The following is a 19,005-nucleotide window of genomic DNA, read 5'->3' on the forward strand; positions in this document are numbered from 1 at the left end:
GTCGATATCGTGGTGATCGTTACAGTAACGCGCACTGATTTGCGCGACGAGATTGTCATGGCCAACGAAGCATTCGCCCTCTCGCCCATGGCTGCCCGCGCGGCCGAGCCGAACGAGCAGGATTACGACGCGATCCGCGAAGCCTTCATGGAGACGGCGCGCGGCCGCTGGTTCCTCGGCGAATACGCCAAGCGCAACCGCAACGCCGACACAAGCATGGTGCTCGATGCGGTCGCGAAAATCGAAGAAGCCCTTGCGGCACAGCGACAACCGGTCGTCGAGGATCGCCTGCCGGAAGCGCTGGTCGCGATCCGCCGCGCGGTCGAGGACGCAGAAGGCACCGTCGCCAAGGCGTTCGATCCCGCCGCGATCGAAACGAGCCTTGCGCCTGTGACGCGCGGCGTGCGCATCATCAAGGAGATCTCCTGGCGCTGGCGCGAGATCGGCGCCGACGGGCGAATCTGCGACCTGATTGATTCGCAGCTCGCCTCGATCGAAGCGGCCTGCGCCCAGGTGTCGGGGATCGATCCGCGCGGCGACCTCAAGGCCGCCTTCGATCTGCTCAAGGACCGGATCGAGCAGACGGACGCTGGGGGCGCTGCTGCACAGCAGGCGACGGCGCGACCTGCGCCCGAGCAGCCGGCGCCGCCGGCGGCTGAGGCACCTGTTGGCGAAGCGCCACCGGCGATGGCGAGCGAACCACCCGTGGCTTTTACGGAGACGCCGCAGGAGATCGCTCCCGAGCCTGAGACAGTCGCCAACATCAGTGGCATCGCCGAGCAGGCGATGATTGACGTCGCGGTCGCGCCTGAGATCGTCGAAAGCCGCGCTCCCGCCGTCGAGGAGAGCTTTGCCGCGGTCGAGGACAACCTCGCCGGTCTCGCAGACGTTGCCGAGATCACCGACGAATTCTCCCTTCACGCGGCCGCTGAGGCCGAGGACGACGCCATCCTCGAAGCCATCGCGCTGGAGATGGCCGCGCCCGATCCGGAGTTCGACGCGATCGTCGAGCCCATGGAGATGGGTGCAGCAGTTCCCGAGCCGATGCCGGAGGAGATGCCCGCGGAGATCGCGGAACCGGTCGCCGAGCAGCCGCCGATCGCGCCCCATATTGAGGAGCCCGAGGTCGAGGAGCCCGTCGTCGAGGCCCCGATCGCGATGGAATCGCTCGCGCGCCTGACCGATGCCATCGCGGAAGCCGCCGCCGAAGTGATGGAGCAGCCGGCCCCTGCCATGGCGGCCGCAGCATTCTCTGGCGGAGCCCCCAGCGCAACGCTGCCGTTGCGGTCGGCCCTGCCCGAGCCCTCGCTTGGCGCCACCATCCTCGCCAGCGGCATCGTGCAAAAGCCCCGCCCCGCCGCCAACGACGCCCTCGCCCCGATCCGCCGCATGACCCAGGCCGAGAAGATCGCGTTCTTCTCGTAGGGGCGTTTGACGCGCCACTGCGCCACCGCCGTAGGGTGGCCAAAGCGAAGCGTGCCCACGCATTGTCCGTGATCGAAAGAGATGGTGGGCACGGCGCTTCGCACCTTTGCCTACCTACAATTTCCAAGCACTTGGCGAGTAGCTGAGACCAGCGTGACCTGGATCACGCCCCGTCCAGGGTGATCGCGATCACGGACTGCGGCTTCGAACGCGACCTAGTCTCCTCGCAACCAATCTCGCATCGAGATGAGTGCCAAAGGAGCACGCCATGTTCCGCCTGAAATCCACCCTGATCACCGCCGGCCTGCTGGGAAGCCTGTTCGGCTTTGCCTGCGGGCCTGTTTCTGCGCAAGTTGCCCCCGTCACGCCCGCCCCGACCACGCTGCAAGGCCCGGAGCAGCGGGTGGCGCTGGTGATCGGCAATTCGAACTACCAGAACGCGCCGCAGCTTGCGAACCCCGACAATGACGCCCAGTCGATGGCGCAATTCCTCAACTCCGCCGGCTTCGAGGTGATCTCGGCCACCGACCTCGGCCAGAACGACATGCTGCGCGTGGTGCAGGATTTTTCCGCAAAAGTGTCCGCGCGCGGACCGAACACCGTGGCGATGGTCTATTACGCCGGCCACGGCGTGCAGCTTGCCGGCGAGAACTACCTCGTCCCCGTCGATGCGAAAGTCTCGAACCAGACCGACCTCGTCAACGACTCCGTTCGTCTTGTCGACGTGATGTCGACGCTGGAGACGATCCCGAGCCGGATGCGCATCGTCGTTCTCGACGCCTGCCGCAACAACCCGTTCCCCAACGTGAACGACGCCGGCCGCGGCCTTGCCATCGTCGACGCGCCGAACGGCTCTATTGTCGGCTATTCGACCGCGCCGGGCGCCGAAGCGCTCGACGGCACGGGCGGCCACAGCCCCTATACGCAGGCCTTCCTGAACGTCGCGCGCGAGCCCAACGTGCCGATCGAGCAGTTGTTCAAGCGCGTGCGGCTCGCGGTGAACCAGACCACCAGCGGTGCGCAGGTCCCCTGGGAGAGTTCCTCGCTGACCTCCGACTTCACCTTCTTCGGCGACACGACCGTGGCCGCGAGCCGCGCGCCGGTGCATGCGCCGGTGGTGCAGATGGCCTCCAACCTGCCGAGCCGCTCGGCGCGCCAAGCCTATGATTACGTGCTGTCCGAGGGCAAGCCGGAATATTATCAGGAGTTCGTCGCGATGTATCCGCACGACCCGCTATGCGATCATATCCGCTGGCTGCTGGCGAACCTCTTGATCTCGCAGGCCTGGCACGAAGCGGTGCTCGCGAACTCGCCGATCGGCTACCAGGCCTTCTACAGCCACTACAGCAACAGCCCCTATGCACAGGCCGCGCTGAAGCTCCAGGCGCAGCCCAAGATCATCCCGCTGCTGCAGGCGACGAAGTTTTTGGCTCCGCAGAACATTGCGCCGACGCTGAAGATCGGCAATCTCGGCCAGCCCAAATACATTCCGCTGATCCAGCAGCAGGGCAATGGCGGTTCGCCGACGAACGGCAACCTGCCGGTCGTGCAGAAGCCGGTCGATGGCAACGTGATCAGCAAGATCGTCACCCTGCCGGCGCCCACCAAGACCACGACGAACAACAACGGCATCGGCAAGATCGTGACCCTGCCGGTGACCAACACCACGCCGAACACCGGCAACAACAATACCGGCCCGGCGGGCAAGATCGTGAGCATGCCGGTGACTACAGGCAAGGGTGGTTCGACAGTCGACGTCAAGAGCACCGACGTGAAGACGACGAATGTTCAGCCCCAGAACCAGCCGACCCGCGTCAACAACGGCAACACCGGCATCGTGAAGCTCAACAACAACCCGGTGAACAAGGTGCAGGTGCAGAACGGCCAGGTGAACAGCCACCCGCAGTTCAATGCGATCGGCAACGGCGGCGGCAACAACAACTTCCGCCAGTCGATGAACCAGTCGCCCGCGATGAACGGCGGCAACAACCACCGCGGCTTCATGCATTGATTGATGTAGGTGTAGCTCCCTCTCCCGCTTGCGGGAGAGGCTGGGGAGAGGGTTTCTCCACAACGGGACAATTCCCAAGAGGACAGAGCCCCCACCCCCCCGCAAGCGGGAGAGGTTGCACCGAGCAAGCGGCGAGTTCGAAACCAACAAGCACGATATAAGGGGCAGAGTGGCAACGCTCAGCCCCTTTCTTCGTGATGCGCCGCCGCAAGGCGCCGGCCCGGAATCCATTGTGCGGCAGAGACGCTTCGCGAGCCCGGAATGACGCCTAGGCCACCAGTTCGGCGAACAGATCCGCATCGACATTGCCGCCCGAGAGCACGATGACGACGCTCTTGCCGGCGACTTCGAGACGTCCCGCCAGCAGCGCGGCCAGGCCAACCGCGCCGCCCGGCTCGACCACGAGCTTCAGCTCGTGATAGGCGAAGGCAACCGCCGCGCCGACTTCCTTGTCCGACGCGGTCACGCCGCGCGCCAGCAGCTTGCTGTTGATCGCAAAGGTCATCTCACCGGGGATCAGCGCCATCAGCGCATCGCAGATGGTGCGGCCAGCGGGCGGGTGCGGCTCGCGATGGCCTGCGGTCAGCGAGATGCCGTGATCGTCGAATGCTTCCGGCTCGGCCACCACGATCTGGGCCTGCGGATAGCGCGCCTTCACGGCGGTGGCGACGCCCGCGATCAGGCCGCCGCCGGACGCCGGCGCCACCACGATGTCAGGTGAGAGGCCGAGCGCTGCCATGTCCTCCGCGATCTCGCGGCCGGCGGTGCCCTGGCCGGCAATCACGAAGGGATCGTCATAGGGCCGCACCAGCGTCGCGCCGCGCTTCTCGGCGATGCCGCGCGAGATCGCCTCGCGGTCGTCGTTGTAGCGGTCGTACAGCACGACCTCGGCGCCATAGGATTTGGTGCGCTCGCGCTTCGACAGCGGCGCGTCCGCCGGCATCACGATGGTCGCGTGCATGTCGAGGATTTTTGCCGCCGCCGCCACGCCCTGAGCGTGGTTGCCGGAGGAGAATGCGACGACGCCGCCGGCGCGCTTGTCCTGCGGGATCGAGTACACCTTGTTGAAGGCGCCGCGGAACTTGAAGGAGCCGGTGCGCTGGAGCATCTCCGGCTTCAGGAACACCTTTGCCCCAACGCGCTCGTTGAGCACCGGAAAAGACAACAGCGGAGTGCGGACGGCGAAGGGCGCGAGCACGCGCGCTGCGGCGTCGATATCGGCGGGGCCGATCGGAAGGGGCTGTTCGGACATGGCGGCATGTTATCGCGCCCGGCGCGGCGCGGGCAAGACACCTCCGCGCGAGGATTTTTTCCCAAAGCGTTTTCGAGCGAAGTGGGTACCGGTTCGCGTGAAGAAAACGCGTCAAAACAAGAATCTAGGCCACGAAGCGCGGCTGTTCCGCCCTGTCCCGGCCCGGCAGCACGGCGCCGACGGCGCGGATGCCGTCGATGAAAGCCCGCGCCGAGGCCTCCCAGGTGTAGGCGGCGGCGAATTCGACGCAGGCCTGCCTGGAGATGTCGAGTGCCGCAAAACAGGCGTTGCGCAGGTCATGGTCCAGCGCGCCGACCGGCGCATCGCCGATGACGTCGCGCGGACCCTTGACCGGGAAGGCCGCGACCGGCAGGCCGCTCGCCAGCGCCTCGAGCAGGACCAGGCCGAACGTATCGGTCTTGCTCGGAAACACGAAGACGTCAGCCGCCGCATAGATGTCGGCGAGTTCCTCGCCGTGCTTTTCCCCGAGGAAAATCGCCTCGGGATAGGCCTCTTCCAACGCGATGCGCGCCGGGCCGTCACCGACGATCACCTTGGTGCCGGGCAGATCGATATCGAGGAACGCTTCGAGATTCTTCTCCACCGCGACGCGGCCGACCGAGAGGAATATCGGCGCTGGCAGGCAAAGATCGACAGCGCGAGGATGGAACAAATGGGTGTCGACGCCGCGCGGCCACAGCAAGACATTGTCGAAACCGCGCTCGCCGAGCTCCCGCGCCAGCGCGGGCGTCGCCGCCATCACGGCCCGGCTCGGGCTGTGGAATCGGCGTAGCGCCCGCCAGATCAGCGAGCCCGGCACCGGCACACGGGCGCGGACATATTCAGGAAAGCGGGTATGGAAGCTGGTCGTGAATGGCAGCTTGCGCTGGCGGCAATAGCGGCGGACCATCAGGCCGATCGGCCCCTCCGTCGCGATATGGATGCTGTCGGGCCGCGCGTCCTCGATCAGCTTTGCAATGCGGGCCGGGCGCGGCATCGCCAGCCGGACGTCGCGATAGCTCGGCATCGCGAAGGTGCGGAACGATTGCGGCGTCAGGAATGTGAACTCGACACCGAGCGTCTTGGCGGCATCAGCCAGCTTGGTCAGCGTCCGAACCACACCGTTGACTTGCGGGTGCCAGGCATCGGTCGCGACCAGGTTGCGCATCAAGCGGCCCTTGCTGCCACTTGCGGCACTTGCGCGGGTTTCTGCAGATGATCCGCCCAGGTGATGATCTCGAAATGGCCGTCGTCGTGCTCGACCAGCGCGGTGCAGCTTTCGACCCAGTCGCCGCAGTTCATGTAGCGGATGCCGTTCTCGTCGCGGATCACGGCATAGTGGATGTGGCCGCAAATCACGCCGTCGGCGTCATGGCGCCGCGCTTCGGCCGAGAGCGCCTGCTCGAACGCGCCGATATAATTGACCGCGTTCTTGACCTTCTGCTTGGCCCATTGCGACAGCGACCAATAGGGCACGCCGAACAGGCGGCGGAAAAAGTTGACGAAGCGATTCATCTGGATCGCGAAGTCGTAGGCCTTGTCGCCGAGATGGGCGAGCCAACGCGCGTTCTGCACCACGAGGTCGAAGATGTCGCCGTGGATGACGAGATAGCGCTTGCCGTCCACGCCGGTGTGCACCGTGTTCTCGACGACGTCGATGCCGCCGAAATGCGTGCCGTAATAGTTGCGCAGGAACTCGTCGTGATTGCCGGGCACGTAAATGATCTTGGCGCCCTTGCGCGCCTTGCGCAGCAGCTTCTGCACCAGGTCGTTATGCGATTGCGGCCAGTGCCAGCTCGATTTCAGCGCCCAGCCGTCGACGATGTCGCCGACCAGATAAATCGTATCGGCGTCATGGTAGCGCAGGAAGTCCAGCAGAAGATCGGCTTGAGAGCCGCGGGCTCCGAGATGAACGTCGGAGATGAACAACGTGCGAAAGCGCCGCTCCGGGCTCTCGTCACTCACATCGTAACTTCCCATGCGCCAGCCTGTAACTGTGTCCCGTGACAGGGGGATGACCGATTGAACCCTTGAGGCCCCTCAGATACGAATCGAACCTTGCCTCGCCCTCCCCGCGAATATCAGTCACATGCGACAATCAGGCGACATGGTCGGGCAATGATGGCCCGCAAGACCCCGGAACCCCCGGCCTCATTGGTTAATATCGGGACGGAGGACGCCAGCAGGGTGCCGGCGTCAGTAAAACGTGTGGAAATGGTGGATCGGCCCGTGGCCATGACCGACGCTGAAACGGTCGGCAGACCCGATCGCCGCGCTGATCCAGCTTTTGGCGTTGCGTACCGCCGTCGCGAGATCCTCGCCCTTGGCGAGGCCCGCCGCCACCGCTGACGACAGCGAACAGCCGGTGCCATGGGTGTTGCGCGTCGCGACGCGCGGCGCGGCGAGCGCCAGCGTGGTGCCCGCAGCAACGAGATAATCGGTGCTCTCCGCCCCCTCGCCGTGCCCGCCCTTGATCAGAACCGCGCGGCAGCCAAGAGACAGCAGGCGGCGTCCCTGGCTTTCGATCTCGGGCTCGCTTCGCGCGATCGGTTCTTCGAGCAGTGCGGCCGCCTCCGGCAAATTGGGCGTGATCACGGATGCGAGCGGCATCAGTTTCGCGCGCAACGCCGTGACGGCCTCTGCGGCGAGCAGGCGGTCGCCTGATGTCGCGACCATTACGGGATCGAGCACGACATGGCGAGGCTTCCAGCGCGCCAGCGCAGCAGCGATCGCATCGATGCTCGCGGCCTGCGCCACCATGCCGATCTTCACCGCGGCGACATCGAGATCGGAAAACACGGCATCGATCTGCGCTGTGACGAACGTTGCCGGCACCGCGTGAATGCCGGTGACGCCCTTGGTGTTCTGCGCCGTGAGCGCCGTGATTGCGGATGCGCCGTAGACGCCGAGCGCAGCAAAGGTCTTCAGGTCGGCCTGAATCCCGGCCCCGCCGCTCGAATCCGAGCCGGCAATGGTGAGCGCCACGGGCGTCGTCATCGCAGGATATTCCTGGTCGAAAAGGACATTGGCCATCGTCTGTCCTAGCGCGCCGGCGCAGCCCCAGCAAGCCGACGAATCAGGCGGAGCCGGTACTGCGCGGGATTGTCGTCCCTTAAGGGTGCATATCCTGAGAAAATATGACCACGGCATCGCCCGGCCTTGGCGCCCGACTGTGCGAATGACAGGTTAGTGAGTGGATTCGTCCAGCGACGCCAAATTGGGGGCGGCTTCGGCCGCAATCCTCTCGGGAAGAAATCATGTGGGCCTTTTTTCAACGTCTGCTCGATTCGTCGACGCTTTCACCGCACGGCATCTGCCTGTTGTGGGAGCCCGAGCTGATCTGGCTCCACGTCGCCTCCGACGCCGTCATCGCCGCCGCCTATTTCTCGATCCCGTTCGCCCTCACGATTCTCGTCACCAAGCGGCGCGACCTCCAGTTCGGCTGGGTCTACTGGGCGTTCGCGATCTTCATCATGGCCTGCGGCCTGACGCATGTGCTGTCGATCTACACGCTCTGGGTTCCGATCTACGGCATTGAGGGCATGGTCAAGGCGGTCGCGGCTGCGGCCTCCATCTTTACCGCCGCTGCGTTGTGGCCCCTGCTGCCGAAGATCCTGACGATCCCTTCCGCGTTCGAGCTGCAAAAGGTTCAGGCCGCGCTCGAGGAGGAAGCGATCAAGAGCCGGGACGCGGCGCTGCTGCTCAAACAGGTGGGGGACGCCCAGCGCGCGATGCGCGAAAGCATGACGCGCCTCACCGCTGTCGTCGAGACTGCGGTTGACGGCGTCATCCTGTTCGACGCGCAAGCCCGCATTCTCCTGTTCAACCCTGCCTGCGAGCGGTTGTTCGGCTATCGCGCCGACGAGATCATGAATTGCGACATCGGCATGCTGATGTCCAATGAGGAAAGGCCCTCCTCCGCAGCTCATGCGCGGCGTTTCGCAACCGGCGAAGCCATCGGCCTGCGCAAGGACGGCTCGACGTTTCCGATGGGCCTCTCGGTGGGCCAGGCGTGGCAGGATGGCGAGCTGATCCATGTCGGCATCATCCACGATCTGACCACGCGCAAGCTCACCGAGCAGCAGCTCCAGCAGGCACAGAAGATGGAGACGGTCGGCCAGCTCTCGGGCGGCATCGCCCACGACTTCAACAATCTGCTCACCGTCATCATCGGCAACGCCGAGCATCTCAGCGAGCAGCTCAAGGCGCGGCCCGATCTGCGGCAATTTGCCGACGACATCTGCGAATCAGGCGAACGCGGCGCAGAACTGACGCAGCGGCTGCTGGCGTTCAGCCGCCGCCAATTGCTCCAGCCGCGCGCGATCGATTGCGGCGAGCTGATCCTGTCCATGCAGAAACTGCTCAAGCGCACCTTGCGCGAGAACATCGAGATCAGGACGACGTTCGGTCCCGGCACCATCCAGGCCTTTGCGGACCGCGCCCAGCTCGAATCCGCCGTGCTGAACCTTGCGCTCAACGCGCAGGACGCGATGCCGTCAGGCGGACATTTGACGCTGAGCACGGAGATCGCCGCGATCGACGAGGACTATCGCGCCCTTCACCCGGAGGTCGCATCGGGAAGCTATGCACTGATCTCGGTCACCGATGACGGCGAAGGCATGGCGTCCGAGGTCATCGAGCGCGCGTTCGAGCCGTTCTTCACCACCAAGGAGGTCGGCAAGGGTTCCGGCCTCGGGCTGAGCATGGTCTATGGCTTTGCCAAGCAATCCGACGGCCATGTCTCAATCTATAGCGAACAGGGCCTGGGGACGACGGTCCGGATCTACCTGCCCCGCGCCGGCGGCGGACAAGCGCTGGCCGACATGCTCGAGACTGACGAGGCTGCCCCGCGCGGCCATGAGACCATCCTGATCGCGGAGGACGATCCGTTCGTACGCTCCTCGGTGATCCAGCGGGTGGAGGCGCTGGGCTATCGCGTCGTCGCCGCCCGCAATGGCAAGGAGGCCCTGCACCGGCTGCGCGCGGACCCCGGCATTGACATGCTGTTCACCGACATCGTCATGCCCGGCGGCATGAGCGGCTGGGAGCTCGCCGAGCAAGCCCGGCGTATCAGGCCCGGCCTGCCGGTGCTGTTCACCTCGGGCTATGCGCTGGAGACCCTGGTCGAGCAGGGCCGCGTGCAGGCTGAGGCCGTGGTGCTGACCAAGCCCTATCGCAAGGCCGAACTGGCCCAGCGGCTCAGGGATGCTTTCGCAGCAGCGGTGGTGACGTCGTAAACCCCGGACGGCTCTCCGGCGGTCGGCCGGCCCGCTTGCTAAATCGGGCCGGTTTTGGCCTATTAGCCGACAGATATGTCTTCGGAGTTGACTGCAATGGTTCCTTTCTTCGTCCAGATCAAATGCAAGCTTGGCCAGTCCTATGTGGTCGCCAATGCGCTTGCCGAAGCCGAGATCGCCTCCGAGATCTACTCCACCGCCGGCCAATACGATTTGCTGGTGAAGTTCTATGTCGACAAGGACACCGACATCGGCCACTTCGTGAACGAGAAGGTGCAGGTGCTGCCCGGCATCCAGGACACGCTCACCATCATCACCTTCAAGGCGTTCGGCACCGGCTAGCCGGACGCGCTCAGCCGCCGCCTTCCTTGCGCTTGGGCGGCGTCGGGCCATCGACCGGTGGCAGCGACTTCAGGTACGCCGCCATCGCGGCGCGATCCTCCGGCTGCAACTGCGCGAGGTTCTTGATCACCGGCCGCATCGCGCCCGATGCGCTGTCACCCTCGGGCATGTCGCCCGTCTCGAGGAAGTCGGCGATATCCTTCTCGCTCCAGTCACCTAAGCCCTTCTGCGTGATGTTCGGCACCCAGCCCTCGCCTTCGGGATTGGGACCGCCGGCAAAGCGCTGCGAGCTGATGACGCCGCCGAGAACGTTGCGCGGGCTGTGGCATTCGGCGCAATGGCCAAAACCATTCACGAGGTAGGCGCCGCGATTCCACTGCGCGGAGCGCGTTGCGTCAGGCACGAACGGCCCGACATCCATGAACAGGAATTTCCAGATGCCGACATTGCGGCGGATATTGAAGGGAAACGGCAGTTCGTGGTCGCGCACGCGACCCGAGACCGGCGGCAGCGTCTTCAGATAGGCAAAGAGATCGCGGACGTCGTCGACCTCAGCAAGATGATAGGACGTGTAGGGAAATGCCGGGAAGTAGTGCCTGCCCTCGGGCGAAATGCCGCGCATCACCGCATTGACGAAATCAGCCTCGCTCCAGCGGCCGATGCCGTCGGTAGGGTCAGGCGAAATGTTCGGCGCATAGAACGTCCCGAACGGCGAGCCCAGCGCGAGGCCGCCACCGAGCTTCAGGCGATCCGGCTGGTTGGGCACGGCATGGCAGGAGGAGCAGCCGCCCGCATTGAACAACTCCTGCCCATTGGCGAGATCAGGCTTGCGCGTCGGCGCCGGCAACGCCAAGGCGCTCGGCGCCGTCAACCACCAATAGACGGCAATGGCTGCGACAGCAGCGATCAAGGTGACGTAAATTGTTCGTTGCAGCATGAAGAATCCCGTTGAGCTCAAGCGTATTTACGGGTCATCCCGCCACAGCTCCAGCCACGAATAATTTAGATGGTGTGACTGTAATCCGGGAATAAAGTCGCAGTCGCACTGTTTGCAAGGTGACAGCAATCAGGCGTCAACAGGGAGAGACCCATGAACAAAGCGCTTTTTGCCACGCTGGCACTCGGAGCTGCCGTCGCATTCGCAGGCGCGGCCAGCGCGGAGAAGCTGAAGGCGACATTGGACGGCAAGTCCGAAGTGCCCGCCACCACCACCAGTGGCACCGGCACCGCCGATATCGACTATGACGCCGCCACCAAGAAGCTGTCCTGGAAGGTGACCTATTCCGGCCTCTCCGGCCCCGCCACTGCCGCTCATTTCCACGGCCCTGCCGAGGTCGGCAAGAACGCCGGCGTCGCGATCCCGATCCCGGGCATCGCCAACAGCCCGGCCGAAGGTTCGGCGACGCTGACCGACGCGCAGGCCTCCGATCTCCTGTCCGGCAAGCTCTATGTCAACATTCACACCGCCGCCAACCCGGGCGGCGAAATCCGCGGCCAGGTGACGAAGTAGAGATCATCACGACCTCATCGTTGAAGGCCGGGCGCGAGCGTCCGGCCTTTTTGATTCCGAAACGACAGGTAATGCCCGTGCGCTCAAGCCGCACTCAGCGCATGCTCGAGATCGGCGATCAGATCGGACGGATTTTCGATCCCGATCGACAGGCGGATGGTGCAATCGAGCACGCCGATCTTGCGGCGGATATCGGCTGGAACGCCGGAATGGGTCATCGTCGCCGGCAGGCTCGCCAGCGATTCCGTGCCGCCGAGGCTGACCGCGAGCTTGAGGATCTGCAAGCCGTTGAGAAACTTCTCCGCCGCCGCCTGGCCGCCGACGATGTCGAACGAGAACGTCGATCCCGCGCCTGAGCATTGCCGCGCGAACACGCGCCCCGAGGGCGAGGTCTCCTCGTGATGGCCGAGATAGTGAACCTTCGCCACCTTGGCGTGATCGCGCAGGAAATCCGCGACAAGACGCGCGTTGCTGTTGGCCTTCTCCATGCGCAGGCTGAGTGTCTCGAGCGAGCGGTTGATCATCCAGCAGGAATGCGGATCGAGCTGGGTGCCGATGGCGCCGCGCAGCGCCTTGATGCCCTTCATGACTGCCTTGGTGCCGAGGGCTGCGCCCGCGATCAGATCGGAATGGCCGCCGACATATTTGGTCAGCGAGTACAGCGAGATGTCGGCGCCGTGCTCGATCGGCCGCTGAAACACCGGGCCGAGCAGCGTGTTGTCGCAGGCGATGATCGGCGTGTAGCCCTGGGCCTTGCCGATGCTGTCGGCGACGCGGCGCATCAGCGCGATGTCGACGAGGCCATTGGTCGGGTTGGCCGGCGTCTCGACCAGGATCATCGAAACCCGCCCTCGACGCATGGCCTCCTCCGCGGCCTGGTTCACCACCGCCTCATCGACGCCATCGGCAAAGCCGACCGCGCCGATCGAGAAGCGCGACAGCGTGTTCGTCAGCAGGGTTTCGGTGCCGCCATAGAGCGGCTGCGAGTGGAGAATGACATCGCCCGGGCGGACGAACGCCAAAATCGTCGTCGAGATCGCCGCCATGCCCGAGGAGAACAGCGCGCAGCTCTCGGTGCGCTCATAGACCGCGAGCCTGTCCTCGACAATCTCGCTGTTGGGATGGTTGAAGCGCGAATAGACGAGCCCAGCGCCCATCCCCTCCGGCGGCTCGCGCCGGCCGGCGACGTAGTCGAAGAAGTCCTGCCCGTCTTCGGCCGTTTTGAACACGAAGGTCGAGGTCAGGAACACCGGCGGCTTGATGGCGCCTTCCGACAGCTGCGGATCATAGCCATAGGTCAGCATCAGCGTTTCCGGATGCAGCATATGGTTGCCGATATGGGTTTTCGACGGGAACGGTTTTGCCATGGCCTGTCTCGCTGTTGCCTGCGATCGCCGCCCGCGGCGCAACTCTCGATAGCGTCAGGCATCAACGCCGCGGCGGCGCGAGCAAACATAGTCCTTCTGACGGCGATCCGTCAGGGCAAGCGGACAGAATTTGCGGCACTCACGGCTGTCATTCCCCGCGAAGGCGGGGAATCCAGTACACCGCGGCCCATCGGTTGAACCACGACCATCTCGGAGTACTGGATCGCCCGGTCAAGCCGGGCGATGACACCGAACTTGTGGCGAAGGATTCGCAACCGCTACTTCAGCTTCAGCCGATACGTTTCGTGGCAATCGTTGCAGCGGTCGTTGATCGTGGTGTAGGCCGCCTTGAGGCTGGCGACATCGTGGATCTTGCCCTTGACGTCGGCGATCGCCTTCTGCACCGGCGGGATTTTTGATTCGAAATCAGCCTTCTGCTGCCACACCTTTGGCGACGAACCATAGGTGGCGTTGACCACGTTCTGCTTGGGATTGACCTCGAAGGTCTTGGCAATCTTGGCGACGTCCGCCTCCAGGCTGGCGATTGCCTCGTCGACTTGCTTCTGGTTGTAGGGAATGTCGCCCTTCGCCATCTTGAGGATCACGCCGTACATGCTCTTGGCCTGCGAGCGCATCAGATTGTCCTGCTGGACGGCGACCTCCTGCTGCGCCATCACGGCGCCTGCACCCAGAAACAGGGTACCCGCGACAACAAACATTCGTTTCATGAGTCTTCTTCTCCGGCTCGCAAGTCGGTTGGGGGAACAGGCCATTGATGGTTAGAACCCGGCCGCGGGCGATTATTCCCACCGCGAGCCGGGCGCGACGCCTTACAGGCTGTGGCGGCGGTGGTGCTCGTTGATCGCGATCCACACCCGCTCCGGCGTGGCCGGCATGTCGATGTGATCGATCTTGTATTCGCGCCAGAGCGCATCGACGATGGCGTTAACGACGGCCGGGCAGGACCCGATCGCGCCGGCCTCGCCCGCACCCTTCACGCCCATCGGATTGGTCGTGCAGGGAATGTTGTGGGTCTCGAACACGAAGGACGGGCCGTCCGCCGCGCGCGGCAGCGCGTAATCCATGTAAGTCGCGGTGATGAGCTGGCCATCGGTCGCGCCATAGACCACCTGCTCCATCAGCGCCTGGCCGATGCCCTGCATGGCGCCGCCATGCACCTGGCCCGCCAGCAGCAGCGGATTCAGCGTCTTGCCGAAATCGTCGACGATCACGTAGTTGACGATTCTGATGATGCCGGTGGCCGGATCGATCTCGACCTCCGCCAGATGCGTGCCGTTCGGGTAGGTGCCGTCAGCGCTGGCGAAGGTCGCGCTGCCATTCAGCTTCGACGGATCGACGCCGGGCCGCTTGGCGAGATCCGCGAACGAGATCGAGCGGTCGGTACCGGCGATCCTGATGATGCCGTCGGTGATCTCGAGGTCACCGGCGCTGGCTTCCAGCGCCTGCGCCGCGATCTCCTTGAGCTTTTGCCCGAGCTCGCGCGTGGCGCGCTCGACGCTGACGCCGCCTGATGGAATCGAGGCCGAGCCGCCGGTGCCGAGGCCCGTGGCGATCTCTGCGGTGTCGCCCTGGCGGACGTGGACGCGCTCCGGCGCAACGCCGAACTGCTCGGCGACGATCTGCGCATAGGCGGTCTGGTGACCCTGCCCGCTCGACTGCGTGCCGATCAGGACGGTAACGTCGCCGTTGGGGTCGAGCCGCACATTGGCGGTCTCCTCGCCCATTACGCCGCAGATCTCGACATAGCTCGCAAGGCCAATGCCGCGGATCAGCCCATGCTTCTTCGCCGCCTTGGCGCGTTTTCCGAATTCCTTCCACTCGCCGATTTCCATCGCGCGCTTCAGATGCGCGGCGAAATCGCCTGAGTCGTAGACCTTGCCGGTCGCGGTCTTGTAGGGCAGCGCCTTCGGCGGGATGAAGTTCTTGCGACGGATCGCATCCGGCGTCATCTCGAGCTTGCGCGCACAGGCATCGACCAGACGTTCGATCACGTAGGCGGCCTCGGGCCGGCCCGCGCCGCGATAGGCGTCGACCGGCACGCTGTGGGTGAAGATGGTGCGCACTCGGCAGTGGAACGCCTGGATGTCGTAAAGGCCCGGCAGCATGCCGGCGCCGCCATGCGGGATATAGGGCCCGAAGGTCGACAGATACGCGCCCATGTCGCCCATCAGGTCGCAATCCATCGCCAGGAACTTGCCGTCTTCAGTCAGCGCCATCTTGGCGGTGGTGACGTTGTCGCGGCCCTGGGCATCGCCCATGAAATGCTCGGAGCGATCGGCCGACCATTTGACGGCCTTCTTCAGCTTGCGCGCGGCGACGGCCATGAGGGCGTATTCGCGGTACGGGAACAGCTTGGTGCCAAAGCCGCCGCCGACATCGGGACAGATCACCCGCATCTTGTCGGTGGGGATGTTCAGCACATTCTGGCAGAGGATGTCGCGCAGACGGTGGCTGCCCTGGCTGCCGACCGTCAGGGTCAGATGATCGGCCTTGGCGTCGTATTCGCAGACCGCCGCGCGCGTCTCCATGAAGCTTGCAACCACGCGCGGATTGACGATCGAGATTTCGGCAACCGTATGCGCCTTGGCGAAGGCGGCTTCAGTCGCTTTCTTGTCGCCGATCGAGACGTCGAACAGCACATTGCCCGGCTTGTCCGGCCAGACCTGCGGCGCGCCTTTCTTGACGGCGTTGACGACGCCGGTCACCGCCGGCAGCGGGCTCCATTTGACGTCGATGGCCTCGATCGCGTCGCGGGCCTGGTCGATGGTCTCGGCAACCACGAAAGCGACGGCATCGCCGACATGCCGCACCTCGTCCTTGGCCAGGATCGGGTAAGGCGGGCCGGTGAACGGATCGGTCTCCAGATTGAACAGGCAGGGCAGATTGCCGAGATCGCCGACCTCGGCCGCGGTGAGAATCAGTGCGACCCCAGGCAGCGTCCGGGCGCGGCTCGCATCGACGGTGAACTTGGCGTGTGCATGCGGCGAGCGCAGCACCAGGCAGCGCAGCGCAGCTTGCGGCGTGTAATCGTCGGTATAGCGGCCCTTGCCGCGGATCAGCGCGTCGTCCTCCTTGCGCAGCACGCTTTGGCCGACGCCGAATTTGATGGGGGCTGCCATTGTCTTGTCCCGTCCTATGGTTGTTTTGCCGGCATATTGCCGTGGAAAAAGAGGCAGTGCAAACGGGTTTAGGCAGGCGGCCCCCGCGAAAAAATGACCCGCGCCCAGCGCCTCAGAGCGGGATCGGACGGAACGGCCGCAGCGCGGTCATTTCCCTGTGGGGCCTGATGCGTCAGGCCCCAATGGAAGCCGGGCTGTCGGGGCCGGCGCTAGTGCTGAATTTCCTCATCATCAGGTAATGGTCATAGGTGGTATCACCGATGCGAATGACACTGGGATCGGTGCCATAGATCTCGAAACCATTTCGCTGATAAGTCTTGATGGCAGCAACCGCCGTCGATCCCACGGCAAGGTGCACCTGCTCGACACGCGCCTCGGCTTGGGCAAGAAGCTCCTTGACGAGCCGATCTCCGACACCCTTGCCGCGTTCGTTCTCCCGCACATAGACCGAGAAGATATGTCCCCTATGCTGCGATTTCCTGTATCGCGAGACATAGAAGCCCGCGACTCCGATCAGACCCTCACATCCAAACGCGCCGAGGATCGTCTCGCCGAGCCATTGGCGATAGGCCGCCATCATCACATCGCCGCCTTCGTCCTCTTCAGGAGATCCAAACGTCTGAGGATGCGCCCGAATTGCCTCCGCGCGAATCTCGCGGAGACAATCCAGATCATCGACAGTCAATCGTCGGATTTCACAATCGGCCCGAGGAATGACCGCGTTTGAGACCATGATATCAGTCCTTCTCTTATCTTAGCGCGGCATGGTCATTTACATCCCACGGCCGCTCCATAGATACATCGTGCTATCCCTCAACTTGTCGATGGCGCGTTGTGGCGAGAGATAGTCGACCTCGCCGCGCGTCAGGCCGATATCCATCAGCTCCCTGTCGCTCAGATCCTGCAAGGCAGGCTGCGGGTTCTGGCGCCGCGCCAGAAACGCAAGCCAGGCTCGCTTGAGCAGACCGAGGAGGCCAGGCGTCGATGCGGCCGTTGGTCCGGCAGCATCCAGCACAGCGCCGTCCAGCGCAGACGCAGACGCCTTGAGACGCTCCGCCAATGCCTGGTCGATCGCGCTCTTTGCCTGGACGATCGAGAGCGTGAGGCCGCGCCTTGCGGCCTCTCCCTCAATTCCAGGCGAGATATCCGTGAGTTGTGGTGGCATCGTATGCTCCTGCTGTTGTGCCGGCAGGGAGCGTGGCCAAACAAAAGGCCCCGTCCGATGCCGGCGGGGCCTGGTGGAAGAGATGTCGTCGTCGAATTGCTAGCGCACGACTCCTTCCACGGCCCAACCGAAGCGGGTCATGTTCCAGAAGTTGACTTTGCGCGAGCATTTCATCATGAGCAGCCAATAGCACGGCAATCGCGCAAAATCAAGAGATGTGCAAGAGCTGGTTGCACCCTGGAGGCGAGCCCCTCCCGCGGCGACTTCCGAGCCTCTGCGGTCGCGCCCCAAATTCCGCCCGAATGCTCACCTCCACTCGCGGTCATTGTCTTCCGGGGCATTCTTGATGCGCGTTCGAACCATCGCTGCTGCCATTGCCATTGCGATAAGCGTACCTGCGGCCGCCGATCCTTTCCTTCAGCGTCCGGTTATTCGAACGAGTCAGCCGCTCCGGATTGCGCTGCCTGACTTTATCGTAGGCGGCCCTTCGGAGACCGAGCTCTCCGATACGATCGTGCGGACCATTGCATCAGACCTGAGACAAACCAGCGTGGTCGAATTGGTTGATCAGGTGGCTTTCCTGAACAAGAACGTGAATGTCGATCTGCTGCCTGTATTTGCCGATTGGCGCAGAACCAGCACACAGGGATTGGTCGTTGGCCGCATCGGCCGTCAACCCGATGGCCGCATCAAGGTCGAGTTTCGGTTTTGGGACGTCTCCAGCGGCAAACAACTTACGGGCTGGCGGTATATCGGCAGTCCCGGCGATGTCAGCGGCGTCGGCCATTTGATTTCCGGCGAAATCTACCAGAGCATCACGAACGAGAAACATACATTTGAGTAGTAGCTCTGCAGGATGCGCATCCTGTTTTCTTTATTTGCAGGCATCATCATTTTGGTCGGTGCATCTCTGCGATCTGGCGCAGAACAACTTCAAGCGCTCACCCCACTCACAATCAGGCTTCTTTTCCGCGGCTGCACGCCGCGGAAAAAAGATCGCCGGACGATCAGACGGCTGCTCTCCTGTTAAGAAGTTCAGCTGAGGTCATGAAGGATTCCGGCCATGGACAAGATCAGCGCGATCAACGTCCAGACCAGGGGGCTATTCAGAAACGGCGACACCTGAGCCTCCGAATTCGGCGGGAAAATCCTTCAGTTTCGGCAGGCCGTCCCTGATCGGCAACACCGTCTCGGAATAATTGACGTGCACGCCCGGCGCGAACTTCAGCGTCGGCAATGTGGCTGCGTACACGTCGACGAGCCCAAGCGGCGGATGGTCGCACATGAGATGCCCCCCGCAGCCCTTGCAGTATTGCCGATGGCTCAGCTCCGATTGTGCGTAGGTGGCGACGAATTCGGCGCCCTTGGTCACCCGCACGTTCTGCGGCTTCCACAATGTGAATGCGTTCACTGGGGCGGCCGACCAGGAGCGGCACGACGAGCAATGGCAATATCCCATGGCCTCCGGTGCGCCCTCCGCTTCGATTTCGACCGCGCCGCAAAAGCATTTGCCGCTGTAAATCGTCATGATGTCGATCTCCTTGATCTGATCTGTT

The 19,005-nt window shown here is 63.9% G+C and carries 17 protein-coding genes; 6 read left to right on the plus strand and 11 right to left on the minus strand.

Annotated elements, in window-relative coordinates; translation table 11 throughout:
- The first annotated feature begins 57 nt into the window (after positions 1-57).
- Complete coding sequence (locus tag HYH07_RS14140; protein WP_220003061.1) at positions 58-1,425, plus strand: hypothetical protein; 1,368 nt, start codon at positions 58-60, stop codon at positions 1,423-1,425.
- Between the two features lie 268 nt (positions 1,426-1,693).
- Positions 1,694-3,436 (plus strand): caspase family protein, encoded by a 1,743-nt coding sequence (locus HYH07_RS14145; protein WP_220003062.1) that lies wholly within the window; start codon positions 1,694-1,696, stop codon positions 3,434-3,436.
- Between the two features lie 268 nt (positions 3,437-3,704).
- On the opposite strand, the gene HYH07_RS14150 is transcribed toward HYH07_RS14145, so the two are convergent.
- The 4 genes from HYH07_RS14150 to thiD all read right to left on the minus strand — a co-directional run bounded on the left by HYH07_RS14150 (position 3,705) and on the right by thiD (position 7,685).
- Positions 3,705-4,688, minus strand: coding sequence for a threonine/serine dehydratase (locus HYH07_RS14150; RefSeq protein ID WP_220003063.1), 984 nt, complete (start codon positions 4,686-4,688; stop codon positions 3,705-3,707).
- A 124-nt stretch (positions 4,689-4,812) separates the two neighbouring features.
- The gene (locus HYH07_RS14155) at positions 4,813-5,856 is read right to left on the minus strand and encodes a glycosyltransferase family 1 protein (RefSeq protein ID WP_220003064.1); all 1,044 of its coding nucleotides are present in this window, start codon (positions 5,854-5,856) and stop codon (positions 4,813-4,815) included.
- A complete protein-coding gene (locus HYH07_RS14160; RefSeq protein WP_057749037.1) occupies positions 5,856-6,668 on the minus strand; it encodes a UDP-2,3-diacylglucosamine diphosphatase in 813 nt (270 codons plus the stop codon). The genes HYH07_RS14155 and HYH07_RS14160 overlap by 1 nt, the downstream gene beginning before the upstream one ends.
- Positions 6,669-6,884: 216 nt before the next feature.
- On the minus strand, positions 6,885-7,685 hold the full coding sequence (gene thiD, locus HYH07_RS14165; RefSeq protein WP_220003136.1) for a bifunctional hydroxymethylpyrimidine kinase/phosphomethylpyrimidine kinase: 801 nt from the start codon (positions 7,683-7,685) through the stop codon (positions 6,885-6,887).
- 260 nt (positions 7,686-7,945) lie between these two features.
- Between thiD and HYH07_RS14170 the strand changes: the two genes are divergently transcribed.
- Positions 7,946-9,925 (plus strand): PAS domain S-box protein, encoded by a 1,980-nt coding sequence (locus HYH07_RS14170; RefSeq protein WP_220003065.1) that lies wholly within the window; start codon positions 7,946-7,948, stop codon positions 9,923-9,925.
- A 96-nt stretch (positions 9,926-10,021) separates the two neighbouring features.
- Entirely contained in the window at positions 10,022-10,267 is a 246-nt protein-coding gene (locus tag HYH07_RS14175; RefSeq protein ID WP_061878884.1) for an Lrp/AsnC family transcriptional regulator, read from the plus strand.
- A 10-nt stretch (positions 10,268-10,277) separates the two neighbouring features.
- Here HYH07_RS14175 and HYH07_RS14180 read toward each other — a convergent pair whose 3' ends face one another.
- Positions 10,278-11,204: a cytochrome c gene (locus HYH07_RS14180; RefSeq protein WP_220003066.1), complete on the minus strand. Its 927-nt coding sequence runs from the start codon at positions 11,202-11,204 to the stop codon at positions 10,278-10,280.
- Positions 11,205-11,357: 153 nt separating this feature from the next.
- On the opposite strand from HYH07_RS14180, the gene HYH07_RS14185 reads away from it, so the two are divergent.
- On the plus strand, positions 11,358-11,777 hold the full coding sequence (locus HYH07_RS14185) for a CHRD domain-containing protein (RefSeq protein WP_220003067.1): 420 nt from the start codon (positions 11,358-11,360) through the stop codon (positions 11,775-11,777).
- Between the two features lie 83 nt (positions 11,778-11,860).
- On the opposite strand, the gene HYH07_RS14190 is transcribed toward HYH07_RS14185, so the two are convergent.
- The 5 genes from HYH07_RS14190 to HYH07_RS14210 form a co-directional block, all read right to left on the minus strand.
- Positions 11,861-13,144, minus strand: coding sequence for a cystathionine gamma-synthase family protein (locus tag HYH07_RS14190; RefSeq protein WP_220003068.1), 1,284 nt, complete (start codon positions 13,142-13,144; stop codon positions 11,861-11,863).
- 278 nt (positions 13,145-13,422) lie between these two features.
- On the minus strand, positions 13,423-13,872 hold the full coding sequence (locus HYH07_RS14195) for a cytochrome c (RefSeq protein WP_220003069.1): 450 nt from the start codon (positions 13,870-13,872) through the stop codon (positions 13,423-13,425).
- 102 nt (positions 13,873-13,974) lie between these two features.
- Positions 13,975-16,284 carry a xanthine dehydrogenase family protein molybdopterin-binding subunit gene (locus HYH07_RS14200; RefSeq protein ID WP_220003070.1) on the minus strand — a complete coding sequence of 770 codons (2,310 nt, stop codon included), beginning with the start codon at positions 16,282-16,284 and terminating at the stop codon, positions 13,975-13,977.
- A 172-nt stretch (positions 16,285-16,456) separates the two neighbouring features.
- Positions 16,457-17,017 carry a GNAT family N-acetyltransferase gene (locus HYH07_RS14205; RefSeq protein ID WP_220003071.1) on the minus strand — a complete coding sequence of 187 codons (561 nt, stop codon included), beginning with the start codon at positions 17,015-17,017 and terminating at the stop codon, positions 16,457-16,459.
- 39 nt (positions 17,018-17,056) lie between these two features.
- Positions 17,057-17,449: a DUF1127 domain-containing protein gene (locus tag HYH07_RS14210; RefSeq protein WP_220003072.1), complete on the minus strand. Its 393-nt coding sequence runs from the start codon at positions 17,447-17,449 to the stop codon at positions 17,057-17,059.
- Positions 17,450-17,795: 346 nt separating this feature from the next.
- Here HYH07_RS14210 and HYH07_RS14215 point away from each other — a divergent pair, with 346 nt between their 5' ends.
- On the plus strand, positions 17,796-18,293 hold the full coding sequence (locus HYH07_RS14215; RefSeq protein ID WP_220003073.1) for a hypothetical protein: 498 nt from the start codon (positions 17,796-17,798) through the stop codon (positions 18,291-18,293).
- A gap of 258 nt (positions 18,294-18,551) precedes the next feature.
- On the opposite strand, the gene HYH07_RS14220 is transcribed toward HYH07_RS14215, so the two are convergent.
- Positions 18,552-18,977 (minus strand): GFA family protein, encoded by a 426-nt coding sequence (locus HYH07_RS14220; RefSeq protein WP_220003074.1) that lies wholly within the window; start codon positions 18,975-18,977, stop codon positions 18,552-18,554.
- Between the last annotated feature and the right edge of the window lie 28 nt (positions 18,978-19,005).

It is taken from the genome of Bradyrhizobium sp. BR 10261 (assembly GCF_019455395.1).
Lineage (GTDB): Bacteria > Pseudomonadota > Alphaproteobacteria > Rhizobiales > Xanthobacteraceae > Bradyrhizobium > Bradyrhizobium manausense.

Coding starts and splice junctions, on each gene's coding strand:
- HYH07_RS14190 (WP_220003068.1), bottom strand. CDS start 13,144: ATGGCAAAACCGTTCCCGTCGAAAACCCATATCGGCAACCATATGCTG.
- HYH07_RS14140 (WP_220003061.1), top strand. CDS start 58: ATGGCCAACGAAGCATTCGCCCTCTCGCCCATGGCTGCCCGCGCGGCC.
- HYH07_RS14220 (WP_220003074.1), bottom strand. CDS start 18,977: ATGACGATTTACAGCGGCAAATGCTTTTGCGGCGCGGTCGAAATCGAA.
- HYH07_RS14205 (WP_220003071.1), bottom strand. CDS start 17,017: ATGGTCTCAAACGCGGTCATTCCTCGGGCCGATTGTGAAATCCGACGA.
- HYH07_RS14180 (WP_220003066.1), bottom strand. CDS start 11,204: ATGCTGCAACGAACAATTTACGTCACCTTGATCGCTGCTGTCGCAGCC.
- HYH07_RS14185 (WP_220003067.1), top strand. CDS start 11,358: ATGAACAAAGCGCTTTTTGCCACGCTGGCACTCGGAGCTGCCGTCGCA.
- HYH07_RS14195 (WP_220003069.1), bottom strand. CDS start 13,872: ATGAAACGAATGTTTGTTGTCGCGGGTACCCTGTTTCTGGGTGCAGGC.
- HYH07_RS14175 (WP_061878884.1), top strand. CDS start 10,022: ATGGTTCCTTTCTTCGTCCAGATCAAATGCAAGCTTGGCCAGTCCTAT.
- HYH07_RS14210 (WP_220003072.1), bottom strand. CDS start 17,449: ATGCCACCACAACTCACGGATATCTCGCCTGGAATTGAGGGAGAGGCC.
- HYH07_RS14215 (WP_220003073.1), top strand. CDS start 17,796: ATGCGCGTTCGAACCATCGCTGCTGCCATTGCCATTGCGATAAGCGTA.
- HYH07_RS14200 (WP_220003070.1), bottom strand. CDS start 16,284: ATGGCAGCCCCCATCAAATTCGGCGTCGGCCAAAGCGTGCTGCGCAAG.
- HYH07_RS14155 (WP_220003064.1), bottom strand. CDS start 5,856: ATGCGCAACCTGGTCGCGACCGATGCCTGGCACCCGCAAGTCAACGGT.
- HYH07_RS14160 (WP_057749037.1), bottom strand. CDS start 6,668: ATGGGAAGTTACGATGTGAGTGACGAGAGCCCGGAGCGGCGCTTTCGC.
- HYH07_RS14145 (WP_220003062.1), top strand. CDS start 1,694: ATGTTCCGCCTGAAATCCACCCTGATCACCGCCGGCCTGCTGGGAAGC.
- thiD (WP_220003136.1), bottom strand. CDS start 7,685: ATGACGACGCCCGTGGCGCTCACCATTGCCGGCTCGGATTCGAGCGGC.
- HYH07_RS14150 (WP_220003063.1), bottom strand. CDS start 4,688: ATGTCCGAACAGCCCCTTCCGATCGGCCCCGCCGATATCGACGCCGCA.
- HYH07_RS14170 (WP_220003065.1), top strand. CDS start 7,946: ATGTGGGCCTTTTTTCAACGTCTGCTCGATTCGTCGACGCTTTCACCG.